Source organism: Bernardetia sp. Wsw4-3y2 (assembly GCF_037126295.1).
Lineage (GTDB): Bacteria > Bacteroidota > Bacteroidia > Cytophagales > Bernardetiaceae > Bernardetia.
Map to the genome: position 1 here is coordinate 868,839 of NZ_CP147017.1, position 19,832 is coordinate 888,670.

Below are 19,832 nucleotides of genomic sequence, written 5' to 3' on the forward strand. Positions count from 1 at the left end.
CCAGACTAGCACAAATTTGCATACAGAATCAAAAAACAATACTACTTTATCTCTTTTAAAATACACATAGTTCTATTTTTTAATAAGCTTTGACAAAAAAAGGCAAATTCTCAAATTAAGAATTTGCCTTTTTTCTATATTGCTTTCTAATTAAACTAGATTAATCTTCTTTAGCTATTTTGAAAGTAAGTGTTTCGCTTGGCGTAACTACATTGATAAAATACATTCCCGAAGCATACTTACTCAAATCCAAACGGATTTCTTGTTGAGATTCTTCTTTTGAAATAGATTTAGTAATAAGAGTTCTACCAATACCATCAGTAAGTGTAAGTGTGAAGGCATCTTTTAAGTTAGCAGCTAATTTCAAACGAACCTCAGAACTAGTTGGGTTTGGATAAACTACTGTACAACAATTTCCTTCTTCGTCCTCAACACCTGTAACTGGTTCTGGTTTGCGATAGAAAATACTATTTGAAGTAATAGCTTGACAACCTGTATCATAGGTAACTTTAGCTCTGTAACGTCCTGTTTCATTAAGAGCAAGTGAAAGAGAACTAGAAACACTAAGCATTTCACCATCTTTGTTCCACTCCACCTCTGTAATTGTTCCAGTAGATGTTATTGTTGCTATATTTTCTTCTATTAGATTTATATGTGCTGTTGGAACATCTATTCTTTCAATACTCACTGAATCCGTAATGAATACACAACCAGTTCCTAAAGAAATCTCAACATGATACTCCCCTGAACTATTCACAGTAAAGTTTCTATTTTCAGAACCTATACGCAATCTATTTCCATTTCTGAATAAAGTATACATTGCATTTTCTACTTCTGAAACAGAAATTGTAGCACCTTGTTCTCCTGTACAAAATTGCTCTTTGTCAGTAGTAATACTAATATCTGTTGGAAATGAAATTACTTCTACATTAATTTGAGCTTCTTGAGTACATGTTTCTTTGCTTACTCGCAATGTATATGTTCCTGAATTAGAAACTGTAATAGAAGAACTTGTTCCGACTTCAGTATCATTAAACAACCATTGATAAGTTGCACCTTCTACTTCTAAAGCAGATAACTGACCTGTTTCACATAACAATACTTGACTACCTTGTTCTATTTGAGCAGGAGCAACTTGTCCTACTTTCACTTGAACAGTTGAAGATACCATCGAAACACATTCATTTTGTGTTATTCTTAATGAGTAGTTTCCACTTCTAGTAGCTTGATAAGTTGGCGCATTACTATTTTGTATAGCTACTCCATTTGAGTACCAAGTATAAATCAAATCAGAAGAAGCATTTTGTGTATCTGCTTCTAAAGTCAATGTGTTTTCACAGGTTGAACGGACTAAATCTCCCAAAATAGTTGCTACTGGAATTTCTTTAACATCAATAGTAACAGCTAATCTAGTCTGACTTTCATAACGAATACCATTTGCAGTGACATAATAGGTTTTTGCAGCAGTAAGGTTTTGAGTTTCGAAAGTATAAGAATCATCTTGAATAGGCTCAGTAGCTGTTTCAGACTCATACCAAAGAATACTTCTTGTTGTATGTGTGCTATTTACTACAATCTTTCCTTTTCCACCTGCACAAGCATCTGTTTTGCTTATTAATGTTGGAGCTTTAGGGTAAGTAACAGCATTGGTAGCAACTTCTTTTCTAGATACTGAATTGAATGCTTCTAGTCTATACCCATAAAAAGTATCTTCATTCAATAAGCTATCATCGTAAGAAAGAGTAGAAGCTGATAGAGTTGCCACCAAACGGTTTAATCTATATAACTTATACCCAGTTGCATTTGTAGCAGCTTGCCAAGTAAGGTCAATACGAGAAGTATCTATTGCAATAGCTTTAAATTGTGTAGGTGCAGATACTGATGGTATAGTATTTCCTCCTCCACCTGTTGGAGCAACTACATTTATAAGGCTACTTAAATCGGTAAAAGCACTTCCATCATCATTTACTCGTATACTATACTCTCCAATTTCATCAAATTGTAAATCTGACCAAGTAAATACTCCATTTATCATAGCACGACTTCCTAATCCAGAAGTAGCACTAAGAACTCCTGTTCCAGTTCCTCCATCTCTTAACAATGTAATTGTTCTGGCTGCTCGGTCTATATTTCCATTTGCATCAAGTGCCTGTACGCTTACTGCAAAGTTTGAACTAACAGTTGCTGTTGTTGGTACAGTTGAAAAACCTAAACGTGTAGCCACCACATCTAAAGTAAATGTATTTGATACTACATTAGCAGGAAAAGTAGAGGCAAAAGAAGAAGAACTATTTGAAGTTTGTACTCCATGTGCCACACTAGGAATTTGGAATTGTAATACTCCTTCGTCTAAAATTCCTGTTGTATTCAAAAACACTTTTACAGTATAGTCTGTATTTGTTCCACTTGCTGTACTTGCATTACCAGCAGGAATAATAAAACGAATTCTATCTGCAGTAATAGTAGCTGTTGCAGTAATCTGAGTTCCTCCAGACCATAATTCTGCTCCTTGTAGTTGTGTTGTCCAGTCTGTTACTGTATTTGCAGCTCCTTGTTTAACATCAATCTGAGTTACATCGGTAGGTAAAGCATCTGTCGTTGCTAAATCCTCTACCTTAAAAGAAAATACTTCTACTGCACTAGCTGATGTAGTAGCCAATGAAGATATTGAGGCAGAAGCAGGCATTGTAGTGGGCGCAACAATTCGTGAGTCTGCATCTGCTGATGTAGTAATAGTAGTAAACTGCCAGTTAGCAGGTAAAACTCCTCCAAAACCTAAACTATTAGCTGTAAATGTACTGCTAGGAACATCCACAGAATAAGTTGTAGAAGTTGCTAGTGCTGAAGGTAAAGTTACGGTTGCTGTATTTCCTGTAATTGTAGTATTAGTTGCAGAAACAGGAATTACAATTGGAGTAGCTCCTCCTGTAAGAGTAATAGAGCCTGTACCGATAGTAGGAACACGATTAAAAGTAAGAGCTAGTGATGTATTTGTATCTACATTAGTCGCATTATTTGCAGGCAAAAAGCTAACTAATTCAATAGGCTTTTCTCTTACAACTACATCATCAACAGCAAAACCATATCCCCAAGTATTCAAATCATCATAGTAAAAAGCAATCCATACTTGAGGTTCGTTAGCATATGCATCTAAATCTAAGGTAATATCTTGCCAAACGCCAGATATAGATGCCATTGAATGAATGGTTGTCCAAGTAATTCTATCTGTACTTATACGAACTTCTCCTCTATCCGTTCGGAATACAGCTCTAAATGCCATTTCAATTTGAGAATAAGAGGAAAAATCAAATTTTGGACTAATCAACCACGATTTATAAGGTGCTCCACAACCTGGACTAGGACAAGCATCATCATTTGCTGCTGCATATTGATTACCAGCAGGAACATCTGGGATAATAAAGAAAGAACTTCCCAAGTTAGTTCCATATTGCCAAGTTCCAACTCCTGCTCCATCATTTATTATATCCCAACACTCTGCAGGGCTTGGATTCTCAAAATCTTCTGTATAAGGTAGTACAGTAATAGGAGGATTGTTTTGAACTGTATGATTTGAAATGGCATTATTTGCTCCATTTGTATCAGTTGCTAGGTTGACAGAGGAGGTAAGAACATAACTACCTCCTGCTGACATGTCTGCTGTAGTAGTAAATGTATAATCTAAACTAGCTGCACCATTCAAATCACTAGCTAAAACAAGGTTTTCATTTACTGCTGTTCCACCATTTACTGTATAAGCAACTGGAATTGTTGTTCCACTTGGTATAGGAGAACAAGCTAAGTTTTTGATACGAATTGTAATGGCTTCAGTAGCTGTTCTCAAATCACAACCTTGTGTTGGAGAAACGATTGCTGAAAGTTCTAAATCTATTCCTGAGCCAGCAGCAGGAGTAATAGAAAATGCTACTGAACGCTGACTTGTAGCTCCTGTAGTTGTATTTCTTGCACGAATACTAAACCAAGTTTGTCCTGAAAGCCCTGTTGCAGTAAAAGTATTAGTTGCACTTGTTCCTATTTGTGTATATACTCCAGTAGTAGTGTTCAACTGATAAACAATATACTCGTCTGCATCAGTTACTGCATTCCATTGTAAGATAGCTGAACCACTACAAGGCTGACCTGTAATGCCAGTAGGAACACCAATAATTGAAAATGCTTCACTTGTTCCACTTAAAGATGGAGTTGTTGAAGAAACACGAATTTTCGCTTCATTAGTCATTGCATTTGGAACTGTCCAACTCAAACGACGAGTGTTGGCAGCCACAGCACCATTAATAACTGTCCAAGTAGTTCCATTATCCAAAGAATACTCAACAGAAGTAGTTCCTGAAACTCCTTCCATATCCCATTGAATAAGTTCAGTAGCAGAAGGAGTCAAAGACATTCCTGCTGATGGATAAGTAACTTCAATATAAGGTTCTGTAACTGTCCAAGTCAATGAATATTGCTGATTTGCTCCAGAAGGAACAGCCGTTCCTTTTACTCGTAGTGTATATGTTCCTGTTGCTGGGGTAGGAATAGTTACTTGTTCGATAATATCTACATTATTTACAGCTCTAATAGCTACATTATTCGGATTTGCGCCGTCTAATGTCCAAGGAAGCCATGTATTTGTAGTTGGGTCTAATACTTCTAAATCCAAATTATTTATCAAAGCAGGATTTGCATTTGCTGCTGCTGCTGGGTCTGACCAACATAACATTACTTTCAATTCGTGTGTACCAGCAGGAACAGCAATAGTAACATCATTTTGTCCTGCTGTCGTAACTGTATTTATTGCATAATTATTTCCCTCTAATGCTTTAACAGCTTTCAAACCATTAATTCTACCAAAACCATATTTATAATCAGGACCTGTATTTCCTAAATCATCAGCATTATTTGATAACACAGCCTTCATAAGTGAGGCAATAGGGTCTGCATTTCCATTTAATTGACGATAGCTTTGATAAAGTTGAGCTACCGTACCCGAAACACCTGGTGCTGCCATTGAAGTACCACTATTTGCTCCATATCCATTACTTGGTAATGTAGAAACTACACCATTTCCGAATGCACTTACTTCAGGTTTGATACGTCCGTCTTCAAGAGGACCAAAACTACTAAATGTAGTAATAACATCGTTATTTGTTAAAGCTCCTACTGTAATTGTATTTTTGGCTGCTTTTCCTGTTGTTGTTCCAAAACCACCTACACAAGAACTTTGAGAATTGCCTGATGAGAATACATGGACAAGTTGAGGATTATTATTTACTAATAAATCTTGTCCTCTATTATTACTACCATAAGGGTCTCCAGTAGCACAATTAGGACCTCCTCCATACGAATTTTGAGTAATTACAATACCAAAGTTAGTAATGGCATTTTGCATTTCAGTAGCAATATCTCCATTAAAGTTATGAGAATAAATTTGAGCATTAGGAGCCATTCCTGTATTTCTAGGATTTAGTAAACCTGCTCCTGCCATTGTTCCTGCTACGTGTGTTCCGTGGTCGCTATCTGATGTATTTTCTACAAGAGTACGTCTTCCACTAAAGTCTAAATGATTTGCAACGTTTCCTCCGTCCCAAATTCCAAGATTCACTCCTGAACCATCTAAATTTCTAGCACCATAATTTAGGATAGCCGAACGGTGAGCTGATTTTCCATAATAATTTTCTTCTTTTGGAGGCTCTGGTAAAGATTCTACCCAAAGTACCCAAGGCAAATTAGCTACTTGCATAATTGCTGTTTGAGGGACACTTACTGTCAAAATACCTGATACTTTACTTTCATAGATTAGCTTTCCTCCCATGTTTGTCATAGCCATAGAAGTAAGCATTGGATTTACAGTATCAAAAGGAATAATATTCAATTCTACTTGATTAGACTCAGAAATAGCCCACTCAGGAATATCTCCTTGTACTAATCTTGTTTGCGTTTTTTGATTAACAGACAGTTTTACAAACGCATGAATCTTAAAATCTGAAATAAGAGCTTCTAATTTATCATTAGAAATAGTAGAATTGATTTTTGCAGTATAGGATAAATCTGGCAAATACTGAATCAGTTCGATACCTTTACTTTTTAGATTTTGACGTTCTTGATATGATGGCAGAGTAGTAAATTGTACTACTAAAAAATAATGATTTCCAAAAAGAGCATCTGAAAAACTACTCTTATCATTTTTAAACTGCTCAGTATTTGATGTATACTGTTCAATAGACGATTTTAAACGTAAGGAAGGGGAAGAGCTTTGTGCAATTGCTGATTGCATTTGAGAACTCAACATACCTATTCCCAAAACAAGTAATAATACAAGTTTTTGATAAGAAATAATTGAGTTCTTTGAAGAAAAAAACGAATATCTGTGCTTCATAATTAGTATAAAATAAATAAAAGTAAAAGGGTAAGATTTGTATCAATCTAAAGTTATAATAAGCAGCTAGTATGTAAATCTAGGATAATTTAATGAAATTACATAATAGTATTTTAACTTTTATTGTATAATGATATACATTTCCACGCTTCACTTTATTTTTTTTACTAAAAAACACACAATTTATATGATTCTGTTAGGTTAAATCATAAAATTCATAATTTAATCAAAAATGCTTACTCAAAATCACATAATGTCATCTTCCAAAGAGCCTCTAACTGGCATAAGATCACGTAGTGAAGAGTCACTTCCTGAACGGTTATATTTACTACAATCTGTTTCAATGGAAAGCTCAGATCTATTTACTAGATTTACTCTTGGTAGTACATAATCAGTAATAGTAGAATCCATATACAAAGAATCCATAAACATTCCATAGGCTGGCATTGCCATTCTTGAGCCTTGTCCATAAGCAAAGTTGTTGAAGTGAATACTTCTATCATCTCCCCCTACCCATGTTCCGACAACTAAATTTTTGGTCATTCCCATAAACCAACCATCAGAATAATTTTGTGTAGTTCCTGTTTTTCCTGCTATCTGAACGCCTGCTTTTCTAAATTTATATTTCCATAATCCTAAAGCTGTTCCTCCTCTTTCTTCTCCTGCACCCATAAGCATATAAAGCATTGTATTTGCATCATCTTTGGAGAGTGCAGGACGAGTTTTTGGAGAAAAATCACGAAGTACACGTCCATTTTTATCTTCTATACGAGTAATAAAGATAGGTTCTGTCCAGTTTCCTTCATTATTAAAAGTTCCATAAGCTCCTACCATTTCATAAACAGAAACATCACTTACACCTAATGCCAAAGCAGGAACGGCATCTAAAGGAGCTTCTATTCCCATTCTACGAGCATATTCAATTACTTTACTTGCTCCATTTTTAGAATCTAATTCTCCAATCAAATAAGCTGCAATTGTATTTACAGAACGAGCAAGTCCTTGGCGAAGTGTCATGGTTTGTCCTGTATAACCACCACTATTTTTGGCTGTCCAAGTTCCACCTGATTCTAAATTAAATGTTTTTGGAACATCTGTAACTTGAAAACAAGGATGAAATTTTTTCTCAGAAATAGCCGTTGCATAAACGATAGGTTTGAAAGTAGAACCTGGTTGTCTTCTTCCTTGTTGTACGTGGTCAAATTGGAAGTGTTTGTGATTGATTCCACCTACCCAAGCCTTTATTTGTCCTGTGTGTGGATCCATTGCCATCATTCCAACGTGCATGAAGTGCTTGTAATATCTAATAGAATCTAACGGTGTCATGACCGAATCTTTTTCATATCCTTTGCTATTCCAGTCAAAAACCTTCATTTTGATAGGCTCATTCATTTGTTGTGCCATATCTTGTGCTATGAGAGTAGAATCTCCATCATGTTTTATTTTTGTAAGACGATAACGTTCGGTTTGTCTTGTTGCTTTTTCTAAAAAACCTTCAATTTCTTTTCCATATTCATCTCTCCAAGGATTTTTGTCTTTCCATTGTTTGAAAAAATTACCTTGTAATTCTTTCATGTGTTCTTTTACTGCTCCTTCTGCATGCTGTTGCATTCTTGAATCAATAGTAGTATAAATTCGTAGTCCGTCAGCAAACAAATCGTAGCCATTTTCTTTACACCATCTCATCACTTCATTTCTTACAATAGTTCTGAAATAAGGGGCTGCTCCGTTGTGGTGTGCATCAACTTCACTATAATTTTCATTTGTTACCATTGGTTCTTCCTTCAAAATTGCACGTTCTTCAGCAGTAATGTAATTATATTTTTCCATTTGCTTAAAAACTACGTTTCTACGAAACTTAGATTTTTCAGGATTTCCGATAGCGTTATAAGAAGTAGGAGCTTTTAACATTCCAACAAGTGTAGCAGCTTCTGGCAATGTCAAATCAATAGGTTCTTTATCAAAATACGTTTTTGCAGCTACTTTTATTCCAAAAGCATTTCTACCAAAATCTACAGTATTGAGATACCAATAAAGGATTTCATCTTTTGTATAAGAACGTTCTAGTTTTATAGAAAGCATCCATTCTTTAAATTTGATAATTCCCATACGTAGAATTTTGCTATTGTCTGGTGTTGTCCAATCTCCTTCATATTTTTCGGTACGAGTATTAAATAAGTTTTTGGCAAGCTGTTGAGAAATTGTACTTCCCCCTCCATCAAGCTCAAAAGTAATAACTCCATAAAAAACACGTAATAAACTAATAAAGTCTATACCAGAATGTTCTCTAAAACGAATATCTTCGGTAGCAACCAAAGCATTGATTACATTAGGAGAAATTTCGGAGAGTGGTACAGGAGTTCTGTTTTCTCTATAATATTTTCCCATCAATGTTCCATCTGCTGAATAAATTTCAGAAGCAACATTACTATTTGGATTTTCAAGATCTTTTAGGTCTGGCATACCACCAAAATAACCTCCAAAATCTTCTTGAATTGCCATTACCCACATGGCAATAAAAAATAGTCCTACTCCGAAGACTGCCCAAGTAATTTTTATGGCTTTTATGAATAAGGATTTTTTTAGCATAACTTTTATATATATAAATACATTTTTGATAAATGTATAATGAAATTCTTTTTTAGGACACTTTAAAGTATTAGCAATATTAACAAACAAAATTGCAAAAAAATAAGGACTTTTTCAATTCTGAAAAGCCCTAAATAACAATTACGAATTAAAAATTGCGAATTATGGATTTAAATTACTGATTAGTCGACAATTAATCACAAATAGTAAATTCTTATGCCCTGTTCTTACCTATTTTATTCTATTTTTTTTGGTTTTTATTGAAGCATATCACGAATAATTTTCAAATGATGTTCAGTATGAATCCCTATAAAACGAATTGCTTCTTTTTTATTCATGTGTCCAAAAATAGGATGAGGAAAATAAGTGTTTTTATTCAAATCTTCTATCTTATCAACCTGCAATTTTGTCTTTGCTAAAAATTCTCTAATTGATTCTTCTGTAATTGGATTTTCATTTCGGACAGATTTGGGAACTCTTGCCTTTCCTCTAGGAATATGCTTTGTTAGCATTACAAAAAACTTAGGAAAACTAAATTTACTTTTAAACTCACTTGGATTAGAGTCTTCTAGCTGTTTAGCTACTCCACGAATAACACGCAGTGCATGGTCAACCTGCCAACCTACATTTGAATGTGTGACTTTTGGGTTTGTTTTTTCTAGTTGTGGAATATAAGACTCAAGCTCAGCAAGCTGTTTTTCGAATAACATAGGAGAACAAAGTTAGATTTTAGAAATTAGAATTCAGAAGTAAAATTAGAAATACAAAACGTAAACTCTAAAAGTAAAAATTCATTTAATTCTAACTTCTAAAATCTACCTTCTAAATTCGCTTACGTTTTTCTCTTCTTTTTCTTTGCAGCAGGAAATAAAATATTGTTCAAAATTAGTCTATATCCAGGGGATTGTGGGTGTAGATTTAAGTCTGTTGGAGCTTCTCCTACATAATGTTGATAATCTTCTGGGTCGTGTCCCCCATAAAAAGTCCATGTTCCTTTTCCCATTGTTCCATGAATATAACGAACTTCATTTACTGTCTTGAATTCTCCCAAAATCACAACATCAGATTTTACTAACTCTTTTCTAAAAGCTGTCGTTTGTCCCATAAAACCTTTTACTTTCGTAACGTGATTTTGAGTAAGCATAGTCGGAATTGGATCCCATTTGGCAGAAAACTGAAAAAGCTCAAAATAATCATTCTTTTCTGTGATTCCTGTGCGCTGACGATAACTATTATCAATACTAGAATATTCATATTCAAAAGGATTCAAGACTAATTTGAAATCTTTGAAAGCAAATGTATTCTCAAACTTCAATTTTTTATTGGCTGCTGGATCGGCAGGGTCACCGTCATAAACTCTATCACAAATATCAATTCCTTCAGCTGCAAGCGCAATATCGTATGTATCTGTTGCCGAACACATGGCAAACATAAATCCACCACCTAAGCAATATCCTTGAATCTTCTTTACAACAGCTAATTTAAGCTCTGAAACTTTAGCAAAACCATATTTTTTTGCTACTTCTTCATATTCTCTTTGTTGGTCTTGATACCATTTTTGACCTGAATAACTAGCATAAAATTTTCCATATTGTCCTGTAAAATCTTCGTGATGCAAATGTAACCAATCGTATTCAGGAAGTTTGTCTTGCATAATTTCATCATCAAAAACGACATCATAAGGAATTTCTGCATAAGTAAGAACAAGGGTTACGGCATCATCCCAAGGCTGTTTGGATTTTGGAGAATAAACAGCAATTTTTGGAGCAACTTCCAGTTTTACAATGTCCATATTAACATCAGCCTTTGCAATCTGACTACGAACTTGAGTTGCTTGAGCTTCTGAGATAATTTCAAAACTCACTCCACGAAGGCGCATTTCTTCTTCAAAAGGACGAGAATAATCAAACATAAAACTACCACCACGATAGTTTAGAAGCCATTCGACAGTCATATCTTGTTTAAGAACAGCAAATGCAATTCCGTAGGCTTTTAAATGATTTTTCTGTGTTTCGTCCATCGCAATCATTATCTGATTAGCTTTAGCAAAATTTGAAACACTTATAAAAAACAGAAAGAATAGAGATAGAATAAGTTTTTTTTTCATAATTGGATTTTTGTCTTTTTTATTAATTCTAATTCAAATATATAAAATTGAATCTAACTCTAAATATCGCAAAAATTATACTTGTTTGTACTAACAAAGAGAGAAGTATAAAGGTATTTAAGTTTTTTTTCACTATGTTAAACATCAAAAATGAGACGTAAAATATGTATAGAATTAGCCGATTCTCAAAAAAATAATTGTTATTTCTAGGTTTTAACTTCACTTTCTCAAATAACTAGCAAGTTTTTGCTTGAAAGCTTCTTTATTAAATGGTTTGGCAATATAATCATTCATTCCTGCTGCAATACATTTTTCGGCTTCTCCTTTTAGTGCAGAAGCAGTCATGGCGATAATAGTCAAATCTTTAGAAATGGTTTCTCTGATTATTTTGGTAGCTTGGTAACCATCCATTTCAGGCATATGAACATCCATTAAGACCAAATTAAACTCTTCTTTTTGTAGCTTTTCGACGGCTTCTTTTCCATTGAAAGCCACTTCAATTTCATAGTTCCAGTTTTTAAGCATTGTTACTACTAAAAGCTGATTGATTTCATTATCTTCTGCTAATAAAATTTTATTTGTAATTGGTTTGGGAGCTGCAATACTTGTACTGTCTATATTCTCTTTTTGGATAAGATTTTCAGAGTTGATTGCATTACGCAGAAAATCAGGAATTTGATTTGTTCTATCTCGCTGTACCATAGGCTGACTTACTTCTGTATATTTTTTGTAGCGAAGTTGAAAAGCAAATGTAGAACCTTGTCCTACTTTACTTTTTGCATAAATCTCTCCTCCTTGAAGTTCTACCAATTGTTTACATATTGCAAGACCTAGACCTGTTCCACCATATTTTCGTGTAGTATCGCTACTTGCTTGCGTAAACATTGTAAAAATATCATCTATCTTTTCTTCTGAAATCCCTATTCCTGTATCACTTACATAAAAATGAAGTGTTACAAAATTTTTATCTTCATCTACCAAATTAGCACCAATTACTATTTCTCCTTTGTGTGTGAATTTTACAGCATTTCCTAGGAGGTTAAGCAAAACTTGTCTTAAACGCACTTCATCGCCCACAAAACGAGCAGGAATGTCTGGACTTATTTTGCTTCTTAAAGTAACCTTTTTAGTATCAGCTTTTACTTTGATACTACTTATCATATTTTCTACAATTGGATAAAAATCAATTGGACTTTCTTCAAAAGATATTTTTCCAGACTCAATCTTTGATAAATCTAAAATATCATTGATAATAACTAAAAGATGGTCAGCAGAAGATTTAATGGCATTGACATACTTCAACTGAACATTATTTAGAGAAGTATCCAATAAAAGCTCTGACATTCCGTAAACGCCATTCATAGGTGTTCTAATTTCATGACTCATATTTGCCAAAAACTGTTCTTTTGCTTTTGCAGATTGTTCGGCTTGTTCTTTTGCCAAAACTAAAGCTAAGTTTTGCTGTTCAATTTGTGCAAGCATATCATCAAAACTTTCTGTCAGTGTTCCGATTTCGTCCCTTCTTTCTCCTCTACTAATTCGTGTAGAATAGACTTTTTCTTGAGCAATTTGTTTTGTTTGTGCTGTCAGTTCCAAAATCGGTTTCGAAACTAATCTTTGTAAACGAATAGCTATAAAATAAGTAAGAAGAGAAACGGTAAGCAAAATAAGCCCCGTAATGAGCGCATAACGTTGCATACGATCATAAAAACGGTCAAGATTAGATAAAAGATAAACGGTTGGATAAGTTGGAGGACGATTATCTATCGAAAGTCCTGTTGTATTATCTTTATCAAAATTAGCTAAATCTACTTCTCTACGATGATAAATTGACATTTGATTATTTAGTAAATCAAAGTCAGAATTTTCATAAGGAGGTTTTTTATAAGCAGGATTTACTTTCATTCCCAAACGCTCATATTTTGCAAAGGGTCTGCCAAGTGTATCATATACTTGTGCAGCCAAAATATTAGGATCAGAAGCAAATAAATCTTTTAACTGGTCTTCTGTATTTTTAGGATCTGCAAAACTAACTGGAAGATAAGCATCCCTAGAAATAATCTGCGCTCTATCACGCAAACCTGTTTCTAATTCAGTTCTGTAATCAATCAAGTCATAGATAATAAAAGCCGAAAAGGCAATTATCAAAGCAATAATAGTCGCTATCATAATCGAACCGACTACTTTTGTCTTTATAGAAACATGATTGAGAAATTTGAACATAGAAAGGAAAGATGAGTTTTTTAATTTGTGTATTTGTCTTGAAATCTTTAAGAATTTTGAAAACTATAAGAGTTAAATAACTGCAATAGTTTTGCCTTAAAGTCAAAAATAGGATAAAAATAGTTATTATACTACTCTATTTTAGACCAAAGCTAACTTTGTATCGATTGACAAGATTTTTTACATTTGAAGTCTATGTTACTTTATATTTATTTTGTCCTTACCTCAAAAGCCTAGCAATCTGTGCCGATAAATCCATAAAAATATTTTTTGGTAACCCAAAGTAATTTTGGAAATAGTTTAAATACCTGCCTTGTATAAATCAAAATACTTCCTCAATTTCAAAATCATTTCGTTGCCCAGCTTTTATATTGAGTTTGTAGTTTTTAGTATTTCCGAACGTATCATTTGTATAATAATCTGTTCGGATTTGAAAATGAATTGTTGTGTCTTTCTCTACATCAAAATATAGATTTTCTAAGGGTTGATTGTTTTGGTAGAGTTGAGAAGAAAACAACTTAGGATTATCAGAGTAATACAAAAATATCTTTGGATTTAAAGCAATAAGGTTGAGCGAAAATTTATCAAAAGAAACCCAGCTACCACTCACTTGGCTAAATTCTCTTATTTCAGCTTGATTGTGTATCCTGTACAAAGTCATTGTATGAAATTTTTGAAGTAATGAAGAGTTAGGATTTCCATAATTTAATAACTCTGTACTTTTGGTAGAAATAATATTCTGATAAGAGCTATCTCTCAAATATTCTTTCAATACATTCCATTTATAATTGTCGGTTTTTACAAAGAATCCGAAAGTTCATAATTCTTCCTCAATGAACTATATAAACTGACATCTCTTGGGTGATAGCCACTTTCTGCCATTTGATTTTCCCCTTCTTGTAATTCTTTTAAGAAAACTCTTTTGGTTTTCTCTATCAAAAATTTATTACTTCTTTCAAGTGATTTGATATTTCTTTCCTCTTGCTTCTCCTTCAAAAACAAGTATGTACAACAAAAAATCCCTATCAAACTCCAAAGAGAAAAAGAAAATATAGTTTTAGTTTTCATTTTAAATAGTATTCAATAGGTTCTGGATGAAAAATATCTGTCAATCTAATAGCTATTTTATCGTTTTCTATAATTTTAATATCAAACCTTCTATATCCTGTTCCCCAATAAGATATGTTTGGGTAGGTTTCATCATCTACAAAATTCATCAAGTCTTTGTACAAATAAAGTTTGTGTAATTTTTGTACAAATTTATTTTCCTTAGATGAGCAATAATTAAAATCATTTTGAGAAATAATTTTATTAGAAAACTCATTTTTGGTTAGAGGATATTTTTCCATATCATCTAGAGAAATAGTACCTTTTTCGTATCTGATTTCTGCCAGTTTATGAGCATTTTCTATGTTGCGAAATGTGTATTGTTCTCTTTTACTATAAGCAATAGTAGCTCCTACGTGATACAAAAGTGTCAAATATCTGTCTTTATGAGCCTGTTTTATCGACTTTTTCAAGACTTGACTACTTTTTTCTACTGCAAGAACTTCATTTTCTTTCTTGTTCTTTTGAGAAATGAAATAAAAAATTCCTAAGAAAGCAATCAACACCCAAAGCAAAACAGAAAATAGGATTTTATTCTTCATCTTTATAATAGGTATTTAGGTAGTCAAAATCTTGTACGATAACAAAAGAAGTATCGCTTTGAAGGAGCGTTGGAATTTGTACTTGAAATTTTTGTACTCCTTTTCTAAATTCTTTTGGAATGATTATAAATCCATTCTCATCAAATTTGGTTTCTACATTTTCTGGGTAAACGAGACGAGTATTCTCTTTATCAAAAGGAACAACACTCATTGTAGTAATATAATATGGTTTGTCTTTTCCTTTTTTGTAATGCACATAAGGCACAACTTTTATATCTTCTGCTTTCAAAGCAAGAGGAAAAAGAAAATATTTTCTTGAAAGTAGTTTTGCATCTTCGTAATACATAGTGGCAAGTTGTGCCTCAAAACGAGAATAATGAAAGGCTCTCAAATAATCGTCTGTATCAAAATAAAAATCGTCTAATTCTTTGTTGTTCATTCCCTCTTCAAACACAAAATCTTGATAACGCTTCGAAAGTGAGGAATCTAAAGCTGATACTTTTTGGACATATTCATTGAAAGCTGTAACGACTTTCAAATTAGGAAATTCGACAACGCTGCGCTCTTCTGTATATTTGGGGTTTGATTTTACTTTTTCTTTGACTAACTCAAATCTTGGCTCTTCAAAATAGGTATTATGTATTTCTTGATAAATTTGTTGTAGTTCATCTCTTTGTTTTTTGAAACGAGCATCTATCTTTTTTATGTAATCGTTTTCTTCAACTCCATGTTCTTCAAAATGCCTTCCCACACTATGCCACGCTCTTGTTGCTAATTCAGTATATTCTTCCTTCAAGCCTATATTTTGATGATAATTATAACCAAAAATTTCTTTTTCAGTTTGAGTATAACGTTCATCAAAAAAAGTCTTGTATCCCCAAAAAGCGAATAGTAACAATAAAATAGCTGTAGGCAAATAAGAATTTTGTAAATATTTCATAACTAAAGAACGAAAAAAGACTAGATTATTCAAAGTAATAATTTTCATTTCTGACAAAATAATTTATCTCAAAATCCTAACAATCTGTAGTGATAAACATAAATTTTACACACATTCTATTTCCTAGAAAAATAACTATCATCATAATTTATTCTAAATTCTAAAGGTAATAATGTGTTTATTTTGGCTACCAAATCAAAAATAGGTTTTACTTTCATATCATATATATGAATTTCTCTATCTACATTTTTGTATTTGAATTTAAAGGTATATTCTAGCATATCATCAATAGAGTGATTATAGTAGCCTTTTCGCAGAGAATCAAATTCTATTTTGTCTAATAAATCAGTAATTGCCTTTCTATCAGCTTTAGAAACTACTTTAGAATAATATTTAGGTTCATCAGGAGATAACCATACCTCTAAAATTATGCAGTCTTGTGAAATTTTGAAATTACTGTGGCGAAGCATTGCACTTTCTTCAATCTCAATAGAAAAATCATCTTTATTGTCTATGATTGAATTTGAAGAAATAGTAGTGAAAGGACAAATCAAAAATAGAATAGCAAATACAATTATTTTTCTCATTGTATGAATAGTTTAGAAGTTTTTTTATCTCAATAATCTAGCAATCTGTACCGACAAATCCATAAAAATAATTTTAGAATTTGCATTTCTTTCTAAATGAAAATAGGCTTCATCTATCTTTTCTACCAACGAAAAAATATTTCTTTCATCAATAACTTTAGCAAAATTTTGTACAAATTTTAGTGTTTCAGATTCGGTACGGATAAGCTGTTCTGTGCCAAAATTAGAAATCAAAGATTCTCTCAAAATAGTCAGAGCGTACATTAAAAGTGTTTTTTGACCTTCTTTTCCTAGGCTATGAAATACATCAGCTTGATTTACAAAACCTGCATAATCGTGTTTGAAACAAAGGCGCATCCAATCTCTAAAAAGCTCTTGATTTTTATTTTGCGAATGCTCACTTAGTTTCATGGCTTCATTCAAGTTTCCATCTACTAAAGGCGCAATTTCTCCAGCTTCATCTTCCTTTATATTCTGACTTATCAAATATTCCTTGACTTCTTGGTCAGAATAACGAGGAACTTGAATAAGCTGACAACGAGAAAGAATAGTAGCTAATATTTTATCAGTTTTTTCGGCTACCAAAAGAAAGATAGTATTTTTTGGAGGTTCTTCTAACCCTTTCAAAAGTGCGTTTGCTGCACTTGCATTCATATATTCAGGCAACCACAAAATCAAAATCTTGTAACCTCCTTCATACGCTTTCAGAGATAAAATTTTTGAAATATAACGACTTTCTGCCACCGAAATACTAAACTGCTTGCCATCTGTTTCCAAATAATCAGACCAATCTTGCAAAACTGGGTATTTATGTTTTGGTAAAAATTCTCGCCAACCTTTCATAAATTCCTCTCTTTCTTTGTAGGCTTTTGCTTTTGCTGTCGGAAAAACAAAATGTAAATCTGGGTGAATTAGCTTTTTATAACGAATGCATGAACTACACTTTCCACAAGCATCATTTTCTTGTTTGTTTTCACAATTTAAAAAAGTAGCATACGCCCAAGCAAGAGAAAGACCTGCACTTCCTTCATAACCTAAAAAAAGCTGTGCATGTGCCACATGATTATTATGAACAGCAGAAGTAAGCGTTTTTTTGAGTTGATCTAAACCTAAAATATCAGAGAAAAGCATTTTTTTTGAATGGTGAATTATGAATGATAAATTGTGAATGAATGCAAAATATCTTTTTATTTATGATGTAGGTCAGTGCCGAAGGTCAGACCGAGAAAGAATTTAAGTTTACAAAGATAACAAAACATTTTCCTTCACAATTTGATTTTATAGATTATGAAACTAACCATTGAAACTCCAATCAACCGTTCTGCCAAAGAGGTATGGAATGGCTTTACAGAAAAACTATTTTTAAAACTTAGTCCTCCTTTTCCAAAGCTCAAACTAAATCGTTTTGATGGCTGTAAGGTAGGTGATGAAGTACATCTAGAATTAGATTTTGGGATTTATAGCTCAAAATGGACTTCTTATATTGTGGAACAAGCTGAAACAGAAAGTGAAATTTATTTTATAGATACAGCCGAAAAAGACTTGCCCTTTCCTCTCAAAAAATGGAAACATCACCACAGAATAAAAAAAGTAGATGAGAATTCGTGTATAATTATCGATGATATAGATTATTATACTTCATCTAAGATTTTAGATACAATAATTTATCCTGGAATGTGGGCGCAATTTGCCTATAGAAGTCCTGTTTATAAAAAGTTTTTCGAAAAAGATTAAAATTTTGGTTCTCTAGGCAAACAAACAATAAAAGTAGTTCCTTCATCAACTGTACTTTTTACATCTATTTTTCCACCATTACTATATACGATATTTCTAACTAAATGTAATCCAATTCCTCTTCCTTCTATTTCAGTATTATCTTCGTGCAAACGTTGAAACATACCAAATAGACGGTTTTTATTGGCTTCCATGTCGATTCCTATTCCGTTATCTTCTACATTTAAGCAATAATATTCTTCTTGAGATTCTGCCCATATTTTTATTTTGGGAGTACGTTTAGGAGAGCGATATTTTATAGCATTTGAAAGGAGGTTTTGCATAATACTATACATTAAGTCAGGAACAAAAGAGATAGTTTGTTCGTCTGTTAAATTTACCTCAATATCAATATCGGGTTGATTGTAAATCTCTCGCATATCTTGAATTACCTTTCTAGTAAAACTAGATAATTCTATTGTATCAAATTTAGAACCTGAGGTTTGCTGTTCGACAAGAGTTTTGACAAGTGATTTTAATTTAAGGTGTAATTTGTCCACTCCTTTATATACCTCGTCCATTACCTCTTCGGCAGTTTGGGTCAAATCATTGTGTTTTTTTTCTAATTCATACAGTTGAATAGAAGCCTTTATAGAAATAATTGGTGACATAAGGTCATGAGAAATAATATGAGCAAACTGTTCTAGTTTTTGATTATATCCTCTGAGCATGTCCATTGTTTTGGTCATTTGTTTTTGAGCTTCATTGCGTTGTAAAGCATACAGAATCGCTCTTTCCATGCCAAACTCATCCAATGTTCCTTTGACAATATAATCAGCAGCTCCTAAAGAAATAGCCTCTAAACCTACATGAACATCATTTAATCCTGTCAAAACAATAACAGGTATTCCATAATAATTATCTGTAATTGTTTTACATGTTTCTAATCCATGACTATCAGGTAATGACAAATCTAAGAATACTAAATCTATTTTTTTTGTATTCAATTCTTTTAAACCCTCAGTAAGAGTGCCTGCTGTAATTAGATTTTTGACAGGGAATGTAGTCTTCTCTAATATTTCTTGCATGAGAAACTGATCAGCTATATTATCTTCTATCAATAAAATATGTATTCTATTCAAAGTTCGATTCATGATGTAAGAGGTTATTGCTCAAAATTAAAGGTCACTTTTTGTGTTTTTGTTCTAGTCTATGAGTTAGGCAGTTTTACTATGGTCAGCCAAAAATTATTTATAGAAGAAACAATTTTGGTAAATTCATCCATTTCAACAGGCTTACTAATATAACTGTTTGCATGATTTTTATATGCAAATTTTACATCTTCTTCATTTTCAGAAGTAGTCATAATCACAACAGGTATGAGACAAAGCTCCTCATGTTCTTTGATTTCTTTTAATACCTCTCTTCCATCTTTACGAGGCATGTTCAAATCCAAGATAATTAAATCTGGCAGCTTTTCACTATCATTTTCTAGTCTTTTATAAAGATATTCCATTGCTTTTTCGCCATCAATAACAGTATCAATATCAAGATTAAGTTTACTTTCAAGCAAACTTTCTTGAATTAATACAGTGTCAGCAAGATTATCTTCTACTAAAAGAATTTTGATGGGTTTCATAATTATTTT

General features: G+C 32.8%; 14 protein-coding genes. 1 reads left to right on the forward strand and 13 read right to left on the reverse strand.

Translation table 11 applies throughout. The features are described from left to right. Window positions 1-160 precede the first annotated feature (160 nt). From V9L05_RS03455 to V9L05_RS03505, 11 genes are all read right to left on the reverse strand, one after another. Complete coding sequence (locus V9L05_RS03455) at window positions 161-6,376, reverse strand: S8 family serine peptidase (protein ID WP_338814386.1); 6,216 nt, start codon at window positions 6,374-6,376, stop codon at window positions 161-163. Window positions 6,377-6,622: 246 nt separating this feature from the next. Then, window positions 6,623-8,965 carry a transglycosylase domain-containing protein gene (locus tag V9L05_RS03460; protein ID WP_338814387.1) on the reverse strand — a complete coding sequence of 781 codons (2,343 nt, stop codon included), beginning with the start codon at window positions 8,963-8,965 and terminating at the stop codon, window positions 6,623-6,625. Between the two features lie 257 nt (window positions 8,966-9,222). Further along, window positions 9,223-9,675 (reverse strand): DUF1569 domain-containing protein, encoded by a 453-nt coding sequence (locus tag V9L05_RS03465; RefSeq protein ID WP_338814388.1) that lies wholly within the window; start codon window positions 9,673-9,675, stop codon window positions 9,223-9,225. Window positions 9,676-9,797: 122 nt separating this feature from the next. Continuing rightward, window positions 9,798-11,072, reverse strand: coding sequence for an asparagine synthetase B (locus tag V9L05_RS03470; protein WP_338790306.1), 1,275 nt, complete (start codon window positions 11,070-11,072; stop codon window positions 9,798-9,800). A 219-nt stretch (window positions 11,073-11,291) separates the two neighbouring features. Next, a complete protein-coding gene (locus V9L05_RS03475) occupies window positions 11,292-13,295 on the reverse strand; it encodes an ATP-binding protein (RefSeq protein WP_338790305.1) in 2,004 nt (667 codons plus the stop codon). A 322-nt stretch (window positions 13,296-13,617) separates the two neighbouring features. Next, window positions 13,618-14,067: a hypothetical protein gene (locus V9L05_RS03480; RefSeq protein WP_338814389.1), complete on the reverse strand. Its 450-nt coding sequence runs from the start codon at window positions 14,065-14,067 to the stop codon at window positions 13,618-13,620. A 26-nt stretch (window positions 14,068-14,093) separates the two neighbouring features. Further along, on the reverse strand, window positions 14,094-14,363 hold the full coding sequence (locus tag V9L05_RS03485) for a hypothetical protein (protein WP_338814390.1): 270 nt from the start codon (window positions 14,361-14,363) through the stop codon (window positions 14,094-14,096). Then, window positions 14,360-14,944 (reverse strand): hypothetical protein, encoded by a 585-nt coding sequence (locus tag V9L05_RS03490; RefSeq protein WP_338814391.1) that lies wholly within the window; start codon window positions 14,942-14,944, stop codon window positions 14,360-14,362. The genes V9L05_RS03485 and V9L05_RS03490 overlap by 4 nt, the downstream gene beginning before the upstream one ends. Next, entirely contained in the window at window positions 14,934-15,932 is a 999-nt protein-coding gene (locus V9L05_RS03495; protein ID WP_338814392.1) for a hypothetical protein, read from the reverse strand. The genes V9L05_RS03490 and V9L05_RS03495 overlap by 11 nt, the downstream gene beginning before the upstream one ends. 68 nt (window positions 15,933-16,000) lie before the next feature. Further along, a complete protein-coding gene (locus V9L05_RS03500; protein ID WP_338814393.1) occupies window positions 16,001-16,471 on the reverse strand; it encodes a hypothetical protein in 471 nt (156 codons plus the stop codon). 24 nt (window positions 16,472-16,495) lie between these two features. Continuing rightward, on the reverse strand, window positions 16,496-17,602 hold the full coding sequence (locus V9L05_RS03505; RefSeq protein WP_338814394.1) for a DNA polymerase III subunit delta: 1,107 nt from the start codon (window positions 17,600-17,602) through the stop codon (window positions 16,496-16,498). Window positions 17,603-17,758: 156 nt separating this feature from the next. Here V9L05_RS03505 and V9L05_RS03510 point away from each other — a divergent pair, with 156 nt between their 5' ends. Next, window positions 17,759-18,205, forward strand: coding sequence for a hypothetical protein (locus tag V9L05_RS03510; RefSeq protein WP_338814395.1), 447 nt, complete (start codon window positions 17,759-17,761; stop codon window positions 18,203-18,205). Here V9L05_RS03510 and V9L05_RS03515 read toward each other — a convergent pair. Continuing rightward, window positions 18,202-19,338, reverse strand: a complete 1,137-nt coding sequence (locus tag V9L05_RS03515) for an ATP-binding protein (protein WP_338814396.1) — start codon at window positions 19,336-19,338, stop codon at window positions 18,202-18,204. The two genes, V9L05_RS03510 and V9L05_RS03515, sit on opposite strands and share 4 nt — an antisense overlap. 56 nt (window positions 19,339-19,394) lie before the next feature. Next, window positions 19,395-19,823, reverse strand: coding sequence for a response regulator (locus tag V9L05_RS03520; protein ID WP_338814397.1), 429 nt, complete (start codon window positions 19,821-19,823; stop codon window positions 19,395-19,397). Between the last annotated feature and the right edge of the window lie 9 nt (window positions 19,824-19,832).